The 21810-nt window shown below is 61.4% G+C and carries 20 protein-coding genes; 14 read left to right on the top strand and 6 right to left on the bottom strand.

Annotated features, from left to right (window positions below):
- Positions 1-7 precede the first annotated feature (7 nt).
- The 5 genes from ACYP2Q_RS03110 (at position 8) to ACYP2Q_RS03090 (ending at position 5981) form a co-directional block, all read left to right on the top strand.
- Positions 8-706: an ABC transporter permease gene (locus ACYP2Q_RS03110; RefSeq protein ID WP_459729128.1), complete on the top strand. Its 699-nt coding sequence runs from the start codon at positions 8-10 to the stop codon at positions 704-706.
- Positions 703-1677: a DMT family transporter gene (locus tag ACYP2Q_RS03105; protein WP_459729127.1), complete on the top strand. Its 975-nt coding sequence runs from the start codon at positions 703-705 to the stop codon at positions 1675-1677. Before ACYP2Q_RS03110 ends, ACYP2Q_RS03105 begins: the two co-directional genes overlap by 4 nt.
- A 15-nt stretch (positions 1678-1692) precedes the next feature.
- Positions 1693-2709: a M14 family metallopeptidase gene (locus tag ACYP2Q_RS03100; RefSeq protein WP_459729126.1), complete on the top strand. Its 1017-nt coding sequence runs from the start codon at positions 1693-1695 to the stop codon at positions 2707-2709.
- Between the two features lie 89 nt (positions 2710-2798).
- A complete protein-coding gene (locus tag ACYP2Q_RS03095) occupies positions 2799-4418 on the top strand; it encodes a mechanosensitive ion channel family protein (RefSeq protein WP_459729125.1) in 1620 nt (539 codons plus the stop codon).
- Between the two features lie 66 nt (positions 4419-4484).
- Positions 4485-5981, top strand: a complete 1497-nt coding sequence (locus ACYP2Q_RS03090; protein WP_459729470.1) for a diguanylate cyclase domain-containing protein — start codon at positions 4485-4487, stop codon at positions 5979-5981.
- Positions 5982-6143: 162 nt separating this feature from the next.
- Here the strand turns inward: ACYP2Q_RS03090 and ACYP2Q_RS03085 are convergent, their stop codons facing one another.
- Complete coding sequence (locus tag ACYP2Q_RS03085; RefSeq protein ID WP_459729124.1) at positions 6144-6443, bottom strand: hypothetical protein; 300 nt, start codon at positions 6441-6443, stop codon at positions 6144-6146.
- Positions 6444-6642: 199 nt separating this feature from the next.
- On the opposite strand from ACYP2Q_RS03085, the gene ACYP2Q_RS03080 reads away from it, so the two are divergent.
- A complete protein-coding gene (locus tag ACYP2Q_RS03080) occupies positions 6643-7338 on the top strand; it encodes a tRNA (adenine(22)-N(1))-methyltransferase (protein ID WP_459729123.1) in 696 nt (231 codons plus the stop codon).
- 12 nt (positions 7339-7350) lie between these two features.
- Here the strand turns inward: ACYP2Q_RS03080 and ACYP2Q_RS03075 are convergent, their stop codons facing one another.
- Complete coding sequence (locus ACYP2Q_RS03075) at positions 7351-8172, bottom strand: helix-turn-helix transcriptional regulator (protein ID WP_459729469.1); 822 nt, start codon at positions 8170-8172, stop codon at positions 7351-7353.
- Positions 8173-8268: 96 nt separating this feature from the next.
- Between ACYP2Q_RS03075 and ACYP2Q_RS03070 the strand changes: the two genes are divergently transcribed.
- Entirely contained in the window at positions 8269-9228 is a 960-nt protein-coding gene (locus ACYP2Q_RS03070; protein WP_459729121.1) for a threonine dehydratase, read from the top strand.
- A 1089-nt stretch (positions 9229-10317) separates the two neighbouring features.
- On the opposite strand, the gene glgX is transcribed toward ACYP2Q_RS03070, so the two are convergent.
- A complete protein-coding gene (glgX, locus tag ACYP2Q_RS03065; protein WP_459729120.1) occupies positions 10318-12492 on the bottom strand; it encodes a glycogen debranching protein GlgX in 2175 nt (724 codons plus the stop codon).
- A 232-nt stretch (positions 12493-12724) separates the two neighbouring features.
- Between glgX and ACYP2Q_RS03060 the strand changes: the two genes are divergently transcribed.
- From ACYP2Q_RS03060 to ACYP2Q_RS03040, 5 genes are all read left to right on the top strand, one after another.
- Positions 12725-13363 carry a hypothetical protein gene (locus ACYP2Q_RS03060; protein WP_459729119.1) on the top strand — a complete coding sequence of 213 codons (639 nt, stop codon included), beginning with the start codon at positions 12725-12727 and terminating at the stop codon, positions 13361-13363.
- Positions 13363-13794, top strand: coding sequence for a phage holin family protein (locus tag ACYP2Q_RS03055; RefSeq protein WP_459729118.1), 432 nt, complete (start codon positions 13363-13365; stop codon positions 13792-13794). Before ACYP2Q_RS03060 ends, ACYP2Q_RS03055 begins: the two co-directional genes overlap by 1 nt.
- Positions 13791-14612 (top strand): DUF3618 domain-containing protein, encoded by an 822-nt coding sequence (locus ACYP2Q_RS03050; RefSeq protein ID WP_459729116.1) that lies wholly within the window; start codon positions 13791-13793, stop codon positions 14610-14612. Before ACYP2Q_RS03055 ends, ACYP2Q_RS03050 begins: the two co-directional genes overlap by 4 nt.
- A 132-nt stretch (positions 14613-14744) precedes the next feature.
- The gene (locus tag ACYP2Q_RS03045) at positions 14745-14993 is read left to right on the top strand and encodes a hypothetical protein (protein WP_274075715.1); all 249 of its coding nucleotides are present in this window, start codon (positions 14745-14747) and stop codon (positions 14991-14993) included.
- Between the two features lie 22 nt (positions 14994-15015).
- Positions 15016-16182, top strand: coding sequence for a carboxylate-amine ligase (locus tag ACYP2Q_RS03040; protein ID WP_459729115.1), 1167 nt, complete (start codon positions 15016-15018; stop codon positions 16180-16182).
- 54 nt (positions 16183-16236) lie between these two features.
- Here the strand turns inward: ACYP2Q_RS03040 and ACYP2Q_RS03035 are convergent, their stop codons facing one another.
- Positions 16237-17460 (bottom strand): zinc-dependent alcohol dehydrogenase, encoded by a 1224-nt coding sequence (locus ACYP2Q_RS03035; RefSeq protein ID WP_459729114.1) that lies wholly within the window; start codon positions 17458-17460, stop codon positions 16237-16239.
- A gap of 216 nt (positions 17461-17676) precedes the next feature.
- On the opposite strand from ACYP2Q_RS03035, the gene ACYP2Q_RS03030 reads away from it, so the two are divergent.
- On the top strand, positions 17677-19053 hold the full coding sequence (locus ACYP2Q_RS03030; protein WP_459729113.1) for a cytochrome ubiquinol oxidase subunit I: 1377 nt from the start codon (positions 17677-17679) through the stop codon (positions 19051-19053).
- A 12-nt stretch (positions 19054-19065) separates the two neighbouring features.
- Positions 19066-20067: a cytochrome d ubiquinol oxidase subunit II gene (gene cydB / locus ACYP2Q_RS03025; RefSeq protein WP_459729112.1), complete on the top strand. Its 1002-nt coding sequence runs from the start codon at positions 19066-19068 to the stop codon at positions 20065-20067.
- Between the two features lie 3 nt (positions 20068-20070).
- On the opposite strand, the gene ACYP2Q_RS03020 is transcribed toward cydB, so the two are convergent.
- Together ACYP2Q_RS03020 and ACYP2Q_RS03015 are read right to left on the bottom strand one after the other, a co-directional pair.
- Entirely contained in the window at positions 20071-21267 is a 1197-nt protein-coding gene (locus ACYP2Q_RS03020; protein WP_459729111.1) for a GAF domain-containing sensor histidine kinase, read from the bottom strand.
- Positions 21268-21384: 117 nt separating this feature from the next.
- Positions 21385-21774 (bottom strand): hypothetical protein, encoded by a 390-nt coding sequence (locus ACYP2Q_RS03015; protein WP_459729110.1) that lies wholly within the window; start codon positions 21772-21774, stop codon positions 21385-21387.
- Between the last annotated feature and the right edge of the window lie 36 nt (positions 21775-21810).

Raw genomic sequence — 21810 nt, 5'->3', positions numbered from 1 at the left:
GAATGAAATGATGCCAGCGTGGATAGTTGAATACGCGTCGCTGTTGGTCCGCGGACTGCAGACGACCCTTTTGATCCTGGTGATTTCCAGTGTGTTCGGTTTTGTCCTGGCGGTGCTGGTGGCGCTGGCGCGGATCTCGAAGAACAAGGTCATCGCCAGGCTCAGCCTGTTCTACACCAGCGTGACCCGCGGCACCCCCTTGCTGATCCAGATCTACATTTTCTACTACGGCCTGGGCAGCCTGTTTGCGCAGTTCCCGCTGATTCGCGGCAGTTTCCTCTGGCCGTACCTGCGTGACGGCTACTGGTACATCGTGTTCGCCCTGGTGGTATCGGTGGGGGCCTACGTCGGCGAAGTGATCCGCGGCGGCCTGCTGGCGGTGCCCAAGGGCGAAATGGAAGCGGCCTCGGCGTTTGGCATGACCCCGCGCCAGGCCCTGTTGCGGGTGCGGTTGCCCCGGGCGCTGCGCTTGCTGTTGCCGACCCTGGCCGGGGAAACCGTAATGTTGCTCAAATCCACGGCCCTGGCCTCGACCATTGCCGTGATCGATCTGTTGGGCGCAGCCAACGTGGTGCGCGCGCAAACCCTGCAAGTGTATGAGCCGTTGCTGCTGGTGGCCGGTGTCTACGTGTGCCTGACGTTCCTGATCGAGGCGCTGTTCGCCTTCTTCGAGCGCCGTGGCACCCCGGTTCGCAGGTCCGCATGATGAAAAGCACGCCAGTGGTTGACCGTTCCTTGCAAGGCATTGGCCTGTGCACCCTGGGCTACGCGTTCCTGTCCTTGCAGGATGCCGGCATCAAGTGGCTGGTGGCCGATTATTCGGTGTTCACCATCCTGTTCTGGCGTGCCCTGGTGGTGGTGCTCGCCTGTTTGCTGATCGGCCGTTTGCAACTGGTGCGGCGCGCCTGGCGCTCGTCCAGCCGGCGGCTGCTGGTGGTGCGCGGCTTGCTCTCGATCGCGGCCTGGCTGCTGTACTACACGGCGGCCCGTGACCTGACCCTGGCGGAAATGACCACCCTGTATTTCTCTGCACCGATCATGGTCACGGTGCTGGCGACGGCGATTCTCAAGGAGCGCGTCAACGGCTGGCAGTGGTTCACCCTGATCATCGGCTTTATCGGTGTGGTGATTGCCTGTCGCCCGGGCAACATGGCCGATCCGCTGCCGATCGTCCTGACGCTGTTGGCGGCGATGTGCTGGGCGTTCACCTATATCCAGTTGCGCCAGGTGGATGAGCAGACCTCGGTGCTGGAGCAGATGCTGATCAGCAATGTGGTGTTTGTCATCTGCATGGCACTGGCGTTGCCCTGGACCCACACCCCGGCACCGGCTCCGGCCTGGCTGGGCATGCTCGGCGCCGGACTGATGGGCGGCATTGGCCAGTTCCTGCTGTTCGCCAGTTTCCAGCGTGCCACCGCGACCGTGCTCGCGCCGTTCGAGTACACCGGGCTGATCTGGGCGTTCCTGCTGTCGAGCCTGATCTGGGGCACGCTGATGGATGTGTCGTTGATGATCGGCGCCGGCTTGATCGCGGTCAGCGGCACCCTGGCGATGATTTTCGGTCGGCACCCGGAGCAGGACGTGGTCGGCGCCGAATGCTCCGTGTCGCAGCCCCTTTATCCCGAAGCGCACGAGCGCAAACCCGATGGTGGCCGGGCGGGTGTCGTCGATCAATGACAGGAGGGCAAGCAGATGGCCCAGGATATTTCGTTCAACGTTCGCAATAACAATGGTGATCCGGTTCAAGTCGGCGCCTGGCGCTTCGAAGGCGCCGAGGGCGGGCCGAAGGTGCACTTGCAGGCCGGGGTGCATGCCGATGAAATCGCCGGCATGCTGGTACTGCACCTGTTGATGCAACGTCTCGAAGTGACGCAATCACAGGGCCGGCTCAAAGGCAGCGTGACCGTGGTGCCACAAGCCAACCCGCTGGGCATCGGCCAGTTTCGCCAGGGGCGGATACTGGGGCGCTATCACGATGCGACCGGGCATAACTTCAACCGCGGCTTCGATCAGTCGGCCGCCATGGAGCGACCATCGACCGTTGTGCAGGCGTGGCAAAAGAAACTGGTGCAACTGGCGGCGCCGGCGGACGTGGTGCTGGATCTGCACACCGATGACGAAGCGCTGCCCTACCTTTATGTGCACCGCAGTTTCTGGCCCCGTGGCCGTGAACTGGCGGCGGCGCTGCGCATGGACGTGGCGATCATCTGGGATGACGGCGACGACGGCTCTTTCGAGGAGACCGTCATTGCACCCTGGCTGCGCGAGGGCACGACTGCGCAACGCATGGCCGCGACCCTGGAGCTGCGCGGGCAGGGCGACGTCAGCGACCATTTCGCCGAGCAGGATGCCCAGGGGCTTTATGCCTGGCTTTGCGCTTATGGGGTGATCGAGGATGAGGTGGCACCCGCCGACTGGCCGGTCGAGGTGGTGGAGATGGGCCATATGGAGACCATTCTCGCGCCGCAGCCCGGGGTGCTGATCTTCGAGAAGCAACTGGGTGATCTCGTCGAGCAAGGGCAGCGCTTCGCGCGCATCCTGCGCCGCCCCGGCGATTCGTCCTCCGAAGTGGTGCTGTATGCCGAGCAGACCGGGCGCCTGGTCACACGCTATCGCGATCGCCTGATCGCCCAGGGCATGGGGGTGGCGAAGTTCACCGGCAGTCGCCCGTCGCGCAACTGGAACGGCGGGCTGCTGGATCCCAACTGAGTGGCGGATATCTGACAACCGTTCATCGCTGGACTACGCTGCGATACGTACCCCTGTCCAGAACCCTGTGACGTAAGGAAAAACGACGCATGCGGAGCAGGCTGCTCACCCCATTGATCGTCATGTTCGCGATGTGTTGGTCGGTATTGCTGTGGGCCGAGGACGCGGCGAAACCGCTGGATCCTGCGCCTACGCCAGCGGAACTGAAAATCGCCAACCGCAGCATCATGGTTTTTCGCGGCGCGCTGCTTGGTGAGACGCCGCAAACCCGGGTCAAGCGGGCCAAGACGGCGATCAACGAAGCGCTGGATGACGCGGACGATCTGCGGGTCACCCTCGATTCCATCCAGGACAGTTACCTGGTGCTGCTGGGCGCCAAGCGCGCCTTTATCGTGTCGCCCAAGGATGTCGATGCCAGCGAGTTCGAGTCGGTCAGGCAGGCGGCGGAAAGTGCCGCCGACAAACTGCGCCAGGTGGTGGCCGAAACCGGGGAAGCCCGCAGCCTGCATCTGATTCTCAGGTCATTGGCTGGCGCAGCGCTGGCCACCGGCATTTATGTGGCCTTGCTCTGGGGCATGGCGTACCTGCGCCGGCGCTTGCTGAAAAAACTGCCGGACTTGATGCACCGGCACACCCAGGCCCTGAAAGTCGGACGGGTGCAGGTGATCGATGCCAACTACCTGTATCCGCTGGTCAGCCGCCTGTTGGCGTTGCTGCGTTGGCTCGTGGTGCTGCTGCTGACTTACGAATGGCTGGGTTTTGTCCTGTCGCGGTTTCCCTATACCCGGCCCTGGGGTGAAAGCCTCAACAACTATCTGTTGGAAGTCGCCGGTTACTTGTTCGAGGGCATCGTCGGCGCGATACCGGGACTGGGCGTGGCCCTGGCGATCTTCTTCATTGCCCGGGGCACCACGGCCTTTGCCCGACGGATCCTGCGGCGCATGGCCACGCCCGGCACCTTCAGCTGGTTGAACCAGGAAACCTTGCAACCGACCCAACGCCTGACGTCGCTGGCGATCTGGCTGTTTGCCCTGGCGATGGCCTATCCCTACCTGCCGGGCGCCGGCACCGATGCGTTCAAGGGCTTGTCGGTGCTGATCGGCCTGATGATTTCCCTGGGCGCCACCAGCGTGGTCGGGCAGGCGGCGGCCGGGTTGATCCTGACCTACACCCGCACCTTGCGCCCCGGCGAGTTCGTGCGCATTGGCGAATACGAAGGCACGGTGACTGAACTGGGCATGTTCACCACGCGCATTCGCACAGGCCTTGGCGAAGTGCTGACGCTGCCCAATTCGATGATCACCGCCACCGTCACCAAGAACTATTCGCGCACCGTGCAAGGCCCGGGTTATGTGGTCGACACCGTGGTGACCATCGGCTACGACACGCCGTGGCGCCAGGTCGAAGCGATGCTCCTGGAAGCGGCCAGGCGCACCCCGGGTGTCCTCGAGGAACCGCCGGCGCAGGTGTTCCAGACAGCCCTGTCGGATTTCTACCCCGAGTACCGCCTCGTGGCCCAGGCCATCCCCAGCCAGCCACGCCCGCGCGCGGTGTTGTTGAGCATGTTGCACGCCAACATCCAGGATGTGTTCAACGAATACGAGGTGCAGATCATGTCGCCGCACTATCTGGGCGACCCGGAACAGGAGAAACGGGTGCCCCGGGACCAGTGGTATGCCGCCCCGGCGCAGAAGAACGGGCAGCGCTGAGGTGGGCCGCGAGTGACCAGGCGCCACCGTGCTTTTGCAGGCTTCATTCTCCTGGCCGTCGGCCTGATGGGCCTGTCTGCGCTGTTGCTGCTCAAGTCGGAAACGCAACGCCGGGAAACGCGCTTCTCCGAATACGTGCAGAACATTTCCGGCATTGTGCGCAATCAGCTCGACACCAACGAAGCGGTACTGGCCGGTTTTTCGGCTTTTCTCCAGGCGGTCGATCAGAGCGACACCGAAGCGGCGGCGCGTTATGCCGCCGCGGTAATGGCGGCTTACCCGCATCTGTACATGCTCGAAGCGGCACGCGCGGTGCCCGTGGCCGAGCAGTCAGCCTTCGAAGCACTGCTGCGCCGCACCTGGCGGCCGGACTTCACGCTCAAGGATTTTCCCACGCTGACCCGCCAGCCTGCCCGGCACCAGGCCTTTCTGCGAGAGACGTGGCCAGTGCTGTTCATGTATCCGGTGCTGTCGGAGGCCAATGCGATCTACGGCGTCAGGCTGGAAACCGTCGGCTATCTGTCCCATGCGCTGGCCCGCACGTACAACAATCCCAAGCCGGTGGTCTCGCCGGTGTTCTCCATGTATGAAGGCGGCGATGCGTTCATCCTGATGCAGTCGGTCAGCCGGCCTGAACGGGTGCGCGAAAGCTCCCGGCCGAATTTCTTCGGCAGCACCATGGTCGCCTTGCTGTTGGTCAGGACGGGATCGCTGCTGGATGCGGTGGTTCATGCGAATGTCGACCCGCGAGTCCACATCCGCGCCGTGTTGCAGACCGCTGCCGGCACGCAAAGCCATGTCTTCGCGACGGGAACCTCGGATGCCGGATTGATCGATGGTTTTTTCCTGCCCCTGCTTGAAGAGCGGGTGGAGATTCACAGCGCCTCGCAGCCGATGACGTTGCTGTTCGAGCGTCAGTTGCGCTTGGCCGACGTCCTGACCGGGCAAGCCTTGGCGATCCTGGCGATATTGGGTGCGGCGTTCGTCTTGATCCCGCTGCTGCTGATCCGGCATTTCAAGGCGCTCGAGCGGGCAGACGCCGAGCACCAGCGCTCGGCCTACCTGGCCACCCACGATGTGCTCACCGATCTGCCCAACCGCTATCTGTTTGCCGAACGCTTCGAGCAGGCGCAATCCCGTTGGAGGGGCGACCGGGTGCCGTTTGCCGTGCTGTTGATCGACCTGGATCATTTCAAGGACATCAATGATCGGTACGGCCATGAGGTCGGTGACCAGGTCTTGCGCGCGCTGGCCAGTCGCATGCTGGGGGCCACGCGTACGGGGGACACCGTTGCCCGCTACGGGGGCGATGAGTTCGTGGTGCTGGTCACCGACCTGGCCGAGCCTGATAACGCCGAGATCAAGGCTTCGAAGATGCTCGAGGCGATCGGTCAGTCGATCATTACCAGCGGGGGCGAGATCACGCTCTCGTGCAGTATCGGCATTGCCCTGTGTCCACGGCATGGCCAGACGCTCGATACCTTGCTCAAGGCGGCTGACCAGGCCATGTACGGAGTCAAGCAACTGGGGCGAAAAGGCATTGCCATGACCAAGGCCGTGTAGGCGCTGGCGCGGCGGTACCCGATCTACGGTTGTAACCCTATCTACTGTGGGAGCCGGCCTGCCGGCGATGGAGGTTAACGATGACTCCGGGAGCCTGACACTGCGCGGTGCTCTCAGGTTTTTCGTCGCAACGCCGCCCGGAGCAAGCTCGCTCCTACAAGATCAATGCCTGCACTCCGACAACACCACCTGGCAGGTACTGGGCGTACCCCCAGAGCGCCCGGCATAGCGGATGCAGTTATTCAGGGATTTCTGCCGCGCGATGCTCAAGGTGTTGCCCCAGGCGAGGCCGCCTTCGCCGGCAGTGGGCAGGGCTTTGGCATAGCAGCTTGAGCCCATGTTCGACGCTGAGTAGCGGGCTGTTGAGGACTTGCCTGAACATCCCGCCGCCAGCACCAGGTTGATGGCGATAAGGGAGGGCAGGACCCATGACGTGCATTGGCGCGCGGTTATAGCGGTCATCCCGTTTCCCCTGAATCAGGCGGCTGGCAACCTGTGGTGTGCCTGTTCAGTCTAGACGGCCCGGGCCCAGGCGGGCGTGCGGCCGATCAACAGTCATGGGGCCCTGGTCGCCTGTATTTGAAATGCACGGCATTAACCGACAGAATCGCCCCCGATTCGGCCAAGGGTGCCGGACGTTCGCGGTGGAAAGGGGCTGCAGTTGAACGAACAGACATTGTCCATGCGCCTGGAGCGTGTGGCAGCGCATGTGCCCGTCGGGGCGCGCCTGGCCGATATCGGCTCGGATCACGGCTACCTGCCGGTAGCGTTGCTGCGCCGTGGCGTCATTGCGGCGGCGGTGGCCGGCGAGGTGGCGTTGACGCCGTTCCGTGCAGCCGAACGCACCGTGCGCGAGAACGGCCCGGACCTGCGAATCACGGTGCGCCTGGCCAATGGCCTGGCGGCGATCGAGCCGCAAGACCAGATAACGGCAATCACCCTGTGCGGCATGGGCGGCGAAACGATCCGCGACATCCTCGACAGCGGCAAGGCGCACCTGAGCGGCCAGGAGCGTCTGATCCTGCAACCCAATGGCGGCGAACAGCCGCTGCGGCAATGGCTGATGGAAAATGGCTACCGCATCCTCTGCGAGGAAGTGCTGCGGGAAAATCGCTTCGACTACGAGATCATTGTCGCCGAGCGTACCGGACCGGTGGTGTATAGCGCCGAGGAGTTGTACTTCGGCCCGCTGCAAATGCTGGCCCGCAGCCCGGCGTTCCTGGTCAAGTGGCAGCGAATGCTGCGCGTGAAGCAAAAGACCCTGAGCCATTTCGCCCGGGCGCGGCAGGCAGTGCCCGAGGACAAGGTGCAGGAGATCGCCCGACAGGCCCGGTGGATCACCGAGCTGCTGGCTTGAGCCTCGCCAGCGCTACTGGAACCTGGAATATTCACGCAACTGCGCCGGGCTCACGCCAAGGCGTTGCCTGAAAGCCGTCGTCATGTGGGCCTGGGAGTTGAAACCGCAGGCGTGGGCGATCTCCGCCAGCCGCGCGGTCGAGTCGCGCATCAGGGTACGCGCCCTGGCGAGGCGGCGGTCGATCAGGTAACTGTGGGGGCTTCTACCCGTCGCATGCTTGAAAGCGCGCATGAAATAGCCTTCGGACAGTCCGAGCAACTGCGCCATCGCCTGGACACCCAGCGGCCCGCCGAGACCGGCGTCGATGAACTCATCGAGCAAGCGCATCCGGCTGGCGGTTATCGAGCCTTGCAGTGGTGCCGACAACGGGTCTTTACCCTTGAGCCGTTCAGCCAAGGCGAGGGCCCAGGCCTCCCAATCGTCCGCCACCCTGGGTTGCAACAGTGCGCCGCGCATGCGCAGGGCGAGGGCGGTCGCCTGCGGATCGATGCGGTTGTTGAAGGCACGATCCCCCGGCAGCGCCATGCCGTCGGTGCGCAGTACCCGCAGGTATTCGCCGCCCGTGGGGGATTCGGACAAGACGTCACACCCCGCGGGGACGAACGCCAGGCCGTTGGGCATGGCAACGAAGGGCTGAACCCGATCGCTGCCGATGGCGTGCAGACCTTGCTGGCTGTCGAAAGCGAAGCCAATCGCCGCCTGGGTCGCAACATAGCGGGTCGCGTAGGCGCTGCCCGGTAGCAATTCGATCGCCCATGGCCCGGCCTCGATGCGGCGCACCGGTTCAGACGGCAAGGGTAGTTGCTGGCGGTTGTGACGGTTCATGAACGCCATAGTAGTGAAAAGGGGCTGCAAAAGTCAGGTCGGTTTTCTGAAAGCCGGCCAGTGGAACCCGTGTCTACACTGGGCAACACCTCAGGGAGACACCTCATGTACAGACTGACTCGCGACGATATCGAACAAGCCGCCGGCCTGGTTTACCAGGTGATGCCTGCCACTGCACAGTACGCTTGGCCCTTGCTGGCCGAACGCTTGGGTTGCACGGTGTGGGTCAAGCACGAAAACCACACGCCGACCGGTGCCTTCAAGGTGCGCGGTGGGATTACCTTCATGCACTGGCTCAAGCGCACTCATCCCGAAGCGCAGGGCATCGTCACCGCTACCCGCGGCAACCATGGCCAGAGCCTGGCGCTGGCGGCGACGGCGCTGGGTTTGCGCTCGCTGATTGTCGTGCCGCAGGGAAACTCGCTGGAAAAAAACAATGCCATGCGCGGCTTTGGCGGTGAAGTGGTCGAGTTTGGCCGCGATTTCGATGAGGCCCGTGAAGAGGCCGCACGCCTGGCGACCGCCCATGGTCTCTACTTGGTGCCGCCGTTCCACACCGAGCTGGTCAAGGGCGTGGCCACCTATGCGCTCGAACTGTTCAAGGCCGCGCCGGGCCTGGATACGGTCTACGTGCCGATTGGCTGTGGCTCGGGGATCTGCGCGGTCATCGCTGCCCGCGATGCGCTGGGCTTGAAGACCCGGGTGGTGGGCGTGGTTTCCAGTGAGGCGGCGGCCGCCAAGTTGTCGTTTGAAGCGGGTGCAATACACGAAACCGCCTCGGCCGATACCTTTGCCGACGGCCTGGCCGTGCGCAAGCCGATTGCTGAAGCCTTTGCCGTGTACGCGACCGGTGCGGCGCGAATCGTGTCGGTCACGGACGCGCAGATTGCCGAGGCCATGTGCGTGTATTACACCGACACCCACAATCTCGCCGAAGGAGCAGGCGCGGCCGCCTTGGCAGCACTCATCCAGGAGCGTGAAACGATGCGGGGCAAAAGGGTGGGGGTGATTCTGTCCGGGGGGAATATCGACAGATCGGTGTATGCGCGAGTGATTGGGGCCTGACAAAGATCCCCTGTAGGAGCTGGCTTGCCAGCGAAAGCGGTCTAATAGCCGGCATTGATGTCGACTGCCCCGGCGCCATCGCTGGCAAGCCAGCTCCTACAGTTGATCGGGGTCGCACACAAATGCCATGCCCGGCAAAGACCCCCTGTAGGAGCTGGCAAGCCAGCTCCTACAATTGATCGGCGTCGCACACAAATGCCATGCCCGGCAAAGAACCCCTGTAGAAGCTGGCTTGCCAGCGAAAGCGGTCTGACATCCAACATCGATGTCGCCTGACCAGGCGCCTTCGCTGGCAAGCCAGCGCCTACAGTTGATCGGGGTCGCACACAAATGCCATGCCTGGCAAAGAACCCCTGTAGGAGCTGGCTTGCCAGCGAAAGCGGTCTGGCATCCAACATCGATGTCGACTGACCCGGCGCCATCGCTGGCAAGCCAGCTCCTACAATTGATCGGCGTCGCACACAAATGCCATGCCTGGCAAAGAACCCCTGTAGGAGCTGGCTTGCCAGCGAAAGCGGTCTGGCATCCAACATCGATGTCGACTGACCCGGCGCCATCGCTGGCAAGCCAGCTCCTACAGGGTTCTGCGGTGCGTGGTGGATTTGTGGTGTGACACACATCTGTAGGAACCGGCTTGCTGGCGATGGCGTCGGTGGGATCGCCTTCGCTGGCAAAGCCAGCTCCTACAGGGTTCTGCGGGGTGTGGTGGATTTGTGGTGTGACGCAGACTTGTAGGAGCCGGCTTGCTGGCGATGGCGTCGGTGGGATCGCCTTCGCTGGCAAGCCAGCTCCTACAGGGTTCTGCGGGGTGTGGTGGATTTGTGGTGTGACGCAGATCTGTAGGAGCCGGCTTGCTGGCGATGGCATCGGTGGGATCGCCTTCGCTGGCAAGCCAGCTCCTACAGGGTTTGCGGGGTAGGTTGGATTTGAGGTGTGACGCAGATCTGTAGGAGCTGGCTTGCCAGCGAAAGCGGTCTGACATCCAACATCGATGTCGACTGACCCGGCGCCATCGCTGGCAAGCCAGCTCCTACAGATCGGCGTCGTACACAAATGCCGTGCCTGGCACATCCCCCTGTCTGGGGCGTCCTACTTGCGTTTTTTCGTCGAAGGTTTTTTCAGTTCGAACATCAGCATCGAGCGTCCCGTCACCTGATACTCATCGCCAAACGAAAACGATTCCCCGGGTTCGATCTGCGCCTGGTTGGTGTCCAGCTGCAGAATCCACTGCTGCCCCTGTGGCACTTGCGGCAGGGTGAAATTCACCACGTCGTGATGGGCGTTGACGATGATCAGCAGCGATTTATCGACGCCTTCACGGCGAATGCCGCTGGTCTGGGTACGGCCATCGAGCAAGATCCCCATGCAGCGGTTGCTGCCGTCATGCCACTGTTCCACCCCCATCTCTTCGCCACCGGGTTGCAGCCAACTGACATCCTTGACGCCCAGGCTTTCGTCGAACTCGCCGGTGAAGAAACGATTGCGGCGCAGCAGCGGGTGGCGGTTGCGCAGTTCGATGAGGTATCGGACAAACTCTTGCAGCTCGCTGCTTTGTTCACTGACATTCCAGTCTATCCAGCCGATCTCGCTGTCCTGGCAGTAGGCATTGTTGTTGCCGCCCTGGGTCCGCGCGAACTCGTCTCCCGCCAGGAGCATGGGCGTGCCCTGTGAAAGAAACAGCGTGGCGAGCAGGTTGCGCATCTGCCGATAGCGCAAGTCGATGATCTCAGGGTCTTCGGTCGGGCCCTCGACACCGCAGTTCCACGACCTGTTATCAGAGTGGCCATCGCGGTTGTCTTCGCCGTTGGCCTCGTTGTGCTTGTCGTTGTAGGAGACCAGGTCATTGAGTGTGAACCCGTCATGGGCGGTGATGAAGTTGACCGATGAAGCCGGTTTGCGGCCACGTCGATTGAACTGCTCACCGGAGCCGAGAAAGATCTTCGCGAAGTCGCCCAGCATGTCATCGTCGCCTTTCCAGAAGGCCCGAGAGACGTCCCGGAACTTGTCGTTCCACTCCATCCACCCCGGTGGGAAGTTGCCGACCTGGTAACCGCCAGGGCCACAGTCCCAAGGCTCGGCGACCAGCTTGACCTTGGCCAGGACCGGATCCTGGCGACAGGCATCGAGAAAACCACCGCCCTCGCTGAATCCTTCAGGCTCGCGCCCCAGGATGGTCGCCAGGTCGAACCGGAACCCGTCCACGCCCATCTCCGAACTCCAGTACCTCAAGGAGTCGGTCACCATCTGCAAGACGCAAGGGTGGCTCATGTTGAGGGTGTTACCGGTACCGGTGTCGTTGATGTAGTAACGCGCATCGTCGGGCATCAGTCGATAGTAGCTGGCGTTGTCGATGCCTTTGAGCGACAGGGTCGGCCCCATTTCATTACCTTCGGCCGTGTGGTTGTAGACCACATCGAGGATCACCTCCAGCCCGGCCTTGTGAAAGCGCGAGACCATGATCTTGAACTCGCCGATCGACTGACCCGCCATGTAGCGCGCATGGGGGGCAAAAAAGCCCAGGGTGTTGTAGCCCCAGTAATTGCGCAGGCCTTTTTCCAGCAGGTGGTTGTCATCGAGGAAGTAATGCACGGGCATCAATTCCACGGAGGTCACGCCGAGTGAGCGGATGTATTCCACCACATCGTTCTGGTGGAAAGCGGCGAAGGTGCCACGATCAGGCTCTGGCACCGAAGGATGCCGTTTGCTGAAGCCGCGTACATGGGTTTCGTAGAAAACCGTGTTTTCCCAGGGGACATTGGGCTTTGCGGTGTTGCCCCAGGTGAAGGCCGGGTCGATGACCCTGCAGCGGGGCATGAACGGCGCGCTGTCGCGTTCATCGAACGACAAGTCGCCGTCTGCGTGGCCAACGGTGTAGCCAAACAGCGCATCGTCCCATTGCAACTCCCCCGAGATCTGCTTGGCGTAGGGGTCGATCAGCAATTTGTTGGGGTTGAAGCGATGACCGTTTGCCGGATCGTAGGGGCCATGCACGCGATAGCCATACAGCGTTCCAGGGCGGGCGTCGGGCAGGTAGCCGTGCCAGATCTCGTTGGTGAATTCCGGCAGGGCGATGCGCTCGATTTCTGCCTGGCCATCGGCGTCGAACAGGCACAGTTCGACCTTCGTGGCATTGGCGGAAAAAATCGCGAAGTTGACGCCCGAGCCGTCCCACGTCGCGCCCAACGGATAGGGCAGCCCCTCGCTGACACGGCTGGCGGGACGTTCTTGGCTTGATGCACTGTCGCTCTGTGGTTGATCCGTCATGATCAAGCGCTCCGGAGTAAATTCTGGGATGGATGACCAATGCGGTCTACCGATAGAAGCCTGCGGCGCGCAACAGTTCAGGAAATTTGCAGCCCGATTGAGATGTACCCCTCACTCATCATTCTGTTGGAACTCCCCATGACGCTGCTCCGTCATCAGCAATAGGGGGGGCTGCGGCTATTTCGTGGCGAACCCTGCTAACGCTTGTTTTTACTCGATGGCGAGGGACGACATGAATACTACAGACAGCACGACCGGGAGCCAGGCAGACAAACCCGACTCCCCAGACTTCCAACATCTCAAGGAAAACGTAACGGAGGCACTTGGCGGAGCAAGGCAGCAGGCGGATGAACAGTTTGGCCAATACCGTGACACGGCAGCAGACCAGATCGAGGCACTGGCCGAAGGCGCAAAATCCTTCGTTTCAGAACTGCAGGACAAGGACCGGTTGGGCATGTCCGACTACCTCGCTGACATGGCCGAGTCCATGAGCGGGTTGGCGGGCAATCTGCGCGGGAAAAGTGCGGAACAGTTACTGCATGACGGCGCCGAGTTGGCGCGCAATAACCCGGCATTGTTCATTGCTGGCAGCATTGCGCTGGGTTTTGGCCTGTCGCGTTTTCTCAAGGCCGGGGCCGCGCCGGCGGCGACGGTCAGCGATGACGACGATCCTGCAGCAGGGCATTCAATGCCTGCGTCAGGCGGATTCGGCGCACAACGCCCCTACGAAACCTCCGTTCCATCACACACCGATCAAAACCCTGGCCTGGCCACCGGCATCACGCCGGCCTCGCCGAATGCACAGGATCATCCGTCAGACTTCGCTACGAGCGCGACACCCGCTTCCCCATCCTATAAAGGAGCGCTGTGATGAACAGAGAAGATCAAGACCTACCGGGCATCAGACCCGTACCCACTCCCGAACCTGACGCTTCAGTCGTCGGCCTGTTACGTCAGCTGACCCGCGAAGTGCCCGCACTGTTCACCAAGGAACTGGCGTTGGCCAAGGCCGAACTGCAGGCCAGTCTCACGACGCTCAAGGCAGGGATTGCCGGTGTCGCCGGTGGTGCGATCGTGCTGCTGGCGGGGTTCATCATCCTGCTGATGTCGGCGGTCTACGGCTTGAGCATGGTCATGGCGCCGTGGTTGGCCGCGTTGATCGTCGGTGTCGTGGTGATGATCGTGGGGTTCGCCATGCTGCAGTCCGGAAAAAAACAGTTCGAACCGTCCCACTTAAAGCCTGATCGCACGCTGGACGCCTTGAACAAAGACCAGGAAGCGCTTCGCAGGAGAGTCTCATGAACACTGAATTTGAAATCGAGTCGCAGAAAAGTCCGGAGACCATCGAGCGTGAAATCGACGCGCAGCGTGCAAGCATTGGCAACATCGTTGACGCGCTGGAAAGCAAGTTCACCCCGGGACAGGTCTTCGACCAGGCGTTGTCTTTCATGCAGAGCAACGGCACCACGTTCCTGAGCAACCTTGGCACCAGCGTGCGCAATAATCCGGTGCCTGCGGTAGTGACATCAGTGGGTCTGTTGTGGTTGATGATGAGCCAGAACCGTCCGCCGACTCCTCGTCCGGTTTACCCCGTGGCCCCTGCGCGGAACAAGGTGGGGGATTGGACCGAAGGGCTGGGCGAGGGCATCGACAGTGCGCGCGAGCACTTGCACGAGACGGCGGACACCCTGAAGGAAGGTTACCAGAGTGTCAAAGACAAAGCGGCGCATCTGGGCGACAACCTGGGCGCTGCTGGCGAAAACATCAGCCATGCCGTGCATGACGCCAGCGACCGCCTGGTGCGCAGCACACAGGTGATGAGCAATCAAGTCAGCCAGTTGCTCAAGGAGCAACCGCTGATGGTCGCGGCTGCGGGCATCGCCTTGGGGGCCATGCTGGGGGCGGCCTTGCCCTCGACAGCGGCCGAACAGCGCTACATGGGCAAGACCAGCGCCGGGCTGGCCGACAAGGTCAAGCAGCAGGCGCGGGAGGGCTTCGAGGCGGTGCGCGATACGGTGACCAAAACCACGGAACATACGGAGGAGGAGAAGCCGCAAGGGGATGGTCACGCAGCCTCCAGTCAACCGGCCGATCTGTCCCGTGGATTGGGCACGTCGTAAGGCGTCGCATGCAAAAGGGGGAGGTCGAATGCCGGCCTCTCTTCTTTTGCGTCAGACACCTCTGGTCGGCCCTCATGAACCTGGCTCGAACCCTGTTGATCCATTCAGAAATCACTCCGGGATTGCACTGCCATGAATGCCTTCAAAAACCAGCTGACGCCGTCCCAGGAACGAAGATTGTGTGCACTGGATGCCTGGCATCGAGCACTCGATGACATCGCGCTGCGCATGGAATCTCCCGATGCCTATCACGAAGAACTGCTGCGACAGTCCGATGAGATGGATCGCCAGCGCATTGTCAGTTGGCAAGAGTGGCGCGATCTGAGAATCAAGGCGGACGAGGCGTTTCTGCGCGCAGTAGCGGGAGAGGATTATCACTGAGTGGCACGCCGAGGGCGCGTTGATGAACAAACAGCTGAGATTCGGCATTGAAGAGGAATACCTCATCACCGACCTGGACACCCGGCGCATGACCGCGCAGCCGCCCAGGGCTGCGATCGAGGCGTGCGAGGCGGCGATGGGTGATTGTTTTGCCCATGAGATGTTCCAGGGCCAGATCGAAGTGGCTTCGCCGATCTTCACTGGCATGGCGCAAGCCGAGGATTACCTTGCGGCTGCTCGCAAGCGCTTGCGGGGTACGCTGGAGTCCTATGGCCTGGGAATGCTCTGTGCGGGGAGTCATCCCCTGGCTGACTGGCGCATTCAACAGGCCACCGAGCAACATCACTTTCTTCAACTGTTTGCAGACTATCAACGGGTCGCTCGGCGTAGCCTGCTATCCGGCCTGCACGTGCACGTTGAAATTGCCGGTCATCTGGATCGTGTCCAGGTGATGAACGAAGTCTTGCCGTGGACGCCGTTGTTGTTGGCATTGAGCAGCTCTTCGCCCTTTTGGGACGGTGCCGACAGCGGCTTCATGAGCTACCGGCAAACGGCCTGTGACGAGTGGCCAAGAATGGGCATTCCGGAGTTCTTCGAGGATGAACCTGCCTATGACGCCTACGTCGCCTTGCTGATCCGTAGCGGCGCCATCTCCCAGGCCAGCGAATGCTGGTGGGGTTTACGGCCCGCTTGCCGCTACCCGACCCTGGAATTACGCATGACCGATGCCTGCCCACGGCTGGAAGATGCCTTGTGCATCGCGTCATTGTTTCGCTTGCTGGTTGCCTACGCGATTGATCAACACAGGCCAGGCTTGGCCTACTCGCAAACGTCCCGCTGGCTCCTCAAGGAAAATCGCTGGCGTGCAAAACGCTATGGCACCCAGGCGTCGTTCATTGTCGAAGGGTACGACCGACCCTTCTCGGCTGAGCAGTGGCTTTCCCTGGCGCAGCAAACCCTTGGCGATACGGCGCGGGCATGGCGAGTGGAAAGTGTCTTCGCCCAGGCCCGCGCCATTCTGCGCAACGGCACCAGTGCAGACCGGCAACGAAGCGTCTTCCAGCGAGCGTTGCCCAGAACAGGGGATGTCCATGCCGCTCTGGCTCAGGTCGTGGACCAGCTGCTGTTGGAAACGTCGCAAGAGCCTTGCAAAAGCGATGACCTGCAACCAGCGGTGTGTGAGCCGTAGGCAACGGTTGGAAAGAGGACGAAATGCAGATGTCCTCTTTCCCGCAGAGCCCTATCAGGTAGCCAGGACCGTGGCGGTGTCGTCGCTCTCCGGCAACGCAATCCGGTTGTCGTCCGGCGTCAGGATGACCTTTGTGCAATTGTCCTCCTTCTTGTCGAACATTCTGTATCCCTCTGCTGCCTGCTCCAGCGACATTCGGTGGCTGATGATGACCTCGGGGCTAAGGCGCCCGGTCTCTATGTGTTCGAGCAGCTCCGGCAGATAACGCTGTACATGGGTCTGGCCCATCTTGAAGGTCAGGCCTTTGTCGAAGGCATCGCCAAACAGGAAACCATGGATGAACCCGGAATACACCCCCGGCACGCTCACGACGCCGCCCCGTCTTACCGCGGCAATGCATTGGCGCAATGCCTTGCCGCTGCTGCCTTCAAGCTTGAGCGTGGCGAGCACGGTCTCGGTGGTGCTGCCCTTGGCTTCGAAGCCCACCGCGTCCACCACACCGTCCACGCCGCGCATGCCTTTGGTCTGGCGAATGATGGTGTCGGCGGGATCGGCGTCTTCATCGAAGTTGATCGGTATCACGCCGTAGGTCTTTGCAGCATATGCCAGGCGGTAGGGATGGTGATCGACCATGAAGATCTGCTCGGCGCCGAGCATCCTGGCGCAGGCTGCACTCAACAGACCGACCGGGCCTGCACCATAGATGGCGATGCTTGAGCCGTTACCGATGCCGGTGTTGGTCACGGCCTGGAATGCGGTGGGCAAGATGTCCGAGAGGAACAGCACCTTCTCGTCGGAGAGAGTACCCGGGACCTTGAACGGCCCGGTGTTGGCTTTTGGAACACGCACGTATTGCGCCTGGCCGCCGGGTATGCCGCCGTACATGTGGCTGAAACCAAACAGCGCGGCACCTGATGGAATGGCCTTCTTGTTGAGGATCGCGCCACGACCGGTGTTGGTCTTTTCACAGGCGGCGAACAGATCCATCTGGCAGAAAAAGCAGCTGCCGCAAGCAATGACGAAGGGGATGACCACGCGATCGCCGGGTTGCACGGCGGTGACGGCCGAGCCCGTTTCTTCAACGATCCCCATGAACTCATGGCCAAAGATATCGCCATGCTCGACGGTGGGGATCTTCCCGCGATACAGGTGCAGGTCCGAGCCACAGATTGCAGTGGCGGTGACGCGAAGGATGATGTCGTCGCTGTCCTCGATAACCGGATCGGGGACGGTGTCGACTTTGACGCTGTGCGCGCCGTGATAGGTGAGTGCTCTCATGACGTCCTGCCCCTTTCATGGGTTTGATGGTAAGCGGGAGAGGAGCGCGCACGGAGGTTAGTTCATAGAGATGGCGGGGGACGGGACTAGCGGTCTTGTTGCGGAATCATTTGGCGCCGGGAAGAGTCAACCGACAAATACTGCATGGGACCGGTGTCATGCCCATTTGCGCCAGCACCTTCGGCAATCCGCCTTGGCCAACAGTCGGCGGCGATCATGGACGCGGTTGATTCGACGCTGGTGGCTGCACGTGCCCAGTTTGGGATCACCATCAGCTTTCATATTGTCCTGGCGGCACTCACGATTGGCCTGGCCAACTTCCTGATGGTGCTTGAAGCACTCTGGTTATGGCGCGGGCAACAGATCTACCTGGACGTCTACCGGTATTGGCTGAAAGTATTCGCCCTCACCGTGGCGGTGGGTACCGCCTCGGGTCTGATTCTGGAGTACCAGTTCGGGCTCAACTGGTCGCGGCTGTCGACCCAGGCGGGCGATATCCTCGGCCCGTTGATGTTCTACGAAGTGCTTGCGGCATTTTTTCTTGAGGCAGGTTTTCTGGGCATCATGCTGTTCGGCTTGAAGAAGGTTGGCCCGCGCCTGCATTTTTTTGCCACTTGCGCCGTCGCCACCGGTTCGCTCATCAGCGCCTTCTGGATCCTGTCAGCCAATTCCTGGATGCACACACCCGCCGGTTACGCCATTGGTGCCGATGGCCGCTTCATTGCGCAGGACTGGTGGGCAATCATCTTCAATCCTTCCTTCCCTTATCGGTTGGCGCACATGACCTTGGCCACAGTGCTCGGCACCGCGACACTGCTGGCCGGTGTCAGCGCCTGGCAGCTGTTGCGTGCGCCGCAAAATCCGCGAGCACGGCTTGTCTATTCCATGGCGCTATGGGCAATCGTGGTACTCACGCCTGTGCAAATCGTGGTCGGCGACCTGCATGGTCTGCACAGCCTCAAGGTGCAGCCACAGAAAGTCGCCGCCATCGAAGGCTCATGGACTCGCCCGGCCGAAGGGGCAGGGGAGCCGCTACGCGTGTTCGCCCTGCCGGACATGACTGAGCGGCGCAATCATTGGGAAGTGGCAATCCCGCGCATGGGGTCGTTGTACTTGCGCCATGACCTGAGCAGTACCATCGCCGCCCTGGACGAATTCCCGCCTCAGGACATTCCCCCAGTGCCCGCGGTGTTCTTTGCCTTTCGCGTCATGGTCGGCCTGGGTCTTTTGATGTTGGGGCAGGGGGTCGCCAGCCTGATCCTGCGCTGGCGCCAGCGCCTGCACGCAACGCGCTGGATGTATCGGTTGAGTGTATTGATGACCCCGGCTGGACTTCTGGCGATGTTGAGTGGCTGGGTCGTGACCGAGGTTGGGCGCCAACCGTTTACCGTCTATGGATTGCTGCGCACGGCGGACAGCCTGTCTTCGGTCTCTCGCCAACAGGTGGTAGGGGCGACATGGACAATCCTGGGGTTTTACCTGGTGATCTTCGGCGTAGGGCTCTGGGTGCTCCTGCGATTATTGCGTGAGCCGCCTCACGCGGGCGAACCCGGACCACAACCCACTTTGGCCGATGAGACGGGCAAATCCTGAGGGCATCGATCCATGTTGGACAATGACTGGCTGACACTGCTTTCTGCCGCCGCCCTGGGCTTCTCAGTGTTGAACTATGTGTTGCTGGACGGTACCGATCTTGGCGTTGGCGTATTGCTGGGCCTGACCCATAGCAGTCGGCATCGGCGTGCCATGGCCGTGACCATCCTGCCGATCTGGGATGCCAATGAAACCTGGTTGGTACTGGGGGGCGGCGGTTTGCTGGCGTTGTTTCCGCTGGCCTACGCGATCCTGCTTCCAGCGCTCTACCTGCCGTTTATCCTGATGTTCCTGGCGTTGATTCTTCGTGCGGTCGCCCTGGAGTTTCGTGACTACTCACCCAATGAAGGCATCAAGCGCGCGGTCGACGGCTTGATGCTGGGTGGGTCGCTGCTCACCGGCGCCTGTCAGGGGATCGTGTTGGGCACGCTGGTACAAGGCATCCCCAATGATGGCCGCCAGTACAGCGGTGACGGCTGGGAGTGGCTGGGCATATTTCCACTGTATTGCGGCGCCGTGCTGGTCGTCGGCTACACATGGCTGGGCGCCTGCTGGCTTTACTGGCGTACAGAAGAAGAACTGCAGCGGCGATCAGCTCGTCAGGCGAGGGCGCTGGCAATCGTGACGCTGCTGCTATTGGCCGTGTTGGTGACCTGGACAGTGAGCCTGGACCCTCGATATGCGCAGCGGCTTTCAGATCCTTTGGTCTGGTTGCCGGCCGCGACATTGCTGCTGGTATTGCTGACTGGCTTCACGCTGGGACTTCGAAGCCATCGGGACTATCTGCCGCTGTTCGCTACATTGGGCATCTTTGTCCTGGCCCTTGCATTGATGATTGCTGCGCTTTATCCGCTGATTGTCCCGCCGCAGCTGACGCTTCAGGCTGCCGCCGCCAGTCCGGCCAGCCAGCTATTCATGTTGGTCGGTTTCGCCGTGCTGATACCGGTGACGCTCATTTACAACACCTACGGCTTCAGCGTCTTCAGCGGGAAGGTTCGTGCTGCTCGTGATTAGAATTCAACTGATCCATTTGAAGTCAGCCGGAAATCTTGCGACGAAACAGGTTCCTGCTTCCAGCGTCGAGGCGACACTCAAGCTACCGTTGTGCGCGGTGGCGATCTGAGAAGCGATGTAAAGTCCCAAGCCCAGGCCTTCGCCACGCTGGCCAGCTTCTGAGCGGGTAAAGGGTTCGAACAGCAACGGCATCAACGGCGGTGGAATGGGCGCCCCCTGATTGCTCACCGATATGACCACCTCATTTCCCTCGGCATAGGCGTGCACGCGGATAGGCTCGGCTGTTGAGCCATGGGTCACGGCATTGCCCAAGAGATTTGAAAGTAACTGGCTGATGCGAAGCGCGTCGCAATAGACGCCGGTTGGAACGTCCAGCTTATGGGTCAGCTTCGCTTCGGGGTGTGAGGCCTGTACTTCGTCCAGCGTGAGTTTGAGCGTGCGACCCAGGTCATCGACCAGCTGGCGTTTGACTGGAATCCCGCCACCCATCCTTCCCCGGGCAAAATCCAGCACGTTCTCAATCAGGACGCCCATTCGAGTCGAGCTATTGCGGATCGCTGCAATCAGGTTCAGTGAGCGTTTTTCCGAAGTCCTGGTTTCCAGCAGATCAGCGCTCATCCGGATCGCGCTCAGGGGCGTGCGAAGGTCATGTCCGAGGACGGCGACGAACTGTTCGCGTAGCCTTGCGTGCTCATGGGCATTGACCAGTGCGGCTTGCGTCGCCTGCAGATTGATTTGGGCGTCGAGACTCATCGCGATCAGTTGGGCGAAGAGGGTGAGTGTCTTGGCGATGGCGGGCTCGTCGAGATTCGCCGGTACGGAATCGATGGCACACAGGGTGCCGAAAAAATCGCCATTGGCTCTGATGATGGGAATGGAGATATAGCTTTCCAGGGCGTAGGTCCGGGGGGTGTGGTGCAACGAGAAAACCGGGTGCGCACTGGCGTGGCCGAAGATGACAGGCTGCCTGTGTTGGCGAATCTCGTGGCAGATGGTCGACTCGACGACCAGCTCGCCGCCGGGCTTCAAACCGAAATCGATTGAATCATCGACCGCACAGGCCACCCAGCTTCTTTCGGTGACTCTCGCTACCGCGGCGAAGCGCATCCCGGTCAAATGCTTGACCATGCTCAGGATGACTGGAACGGCATCGATGGCGCGGATGGCTTCTACGTCTGGTGAAAACTCTACGCGGGTCATGGCTCGGCTGTTCGAAATGATGTCGCTCAGAGACTATCCCTAATCTCACGACCTGACCACTTGGCGCAGGCCAGCAGCTGTTTGCCGGCTTGCCCCGATTTCTGCCTATCCCGCGCATCAGCCCATCAAAAGGCCCGCAGCCCGGGCTCGCAACGCCATCACCAGATTGGCGGGCATCTTTTTTATTTCCTCAGGCCAAAGCGCCAGGTGCCCGCGTAACTCTCTCGATTCATCATCGTATTTGGAGATGTCAGCCAGCACGAAGCTGTACCGACTGAGGTAGGCCGCCGACAAGTCATCGGCCAACGCCCTGGCAGGTTCACCGGCCAACGCCAGGCACCATTGGGCAATTTCAATGATTCGTTCGCCTGGCGTTTGCGGTGTCAGGCCATGGATGAAATTGAGGATGTATTGGTTATAGAGCAGGGCGCCTTGCTCGGGCTCATCCGTAGGATTTCCGGGGCAATGACGGCGTTCCCAAGGCAGGATGTAAACCATTTTGTCCATTGCAGTCTGAAGAACATAATCCGACGGTTTAACCAA

The organism is Pseudomonas sp. MHK4, from assembly GCF_054600775.1.
This window is presented reverse-complemented; position numbering and strand designations above follow the sequence as displayed.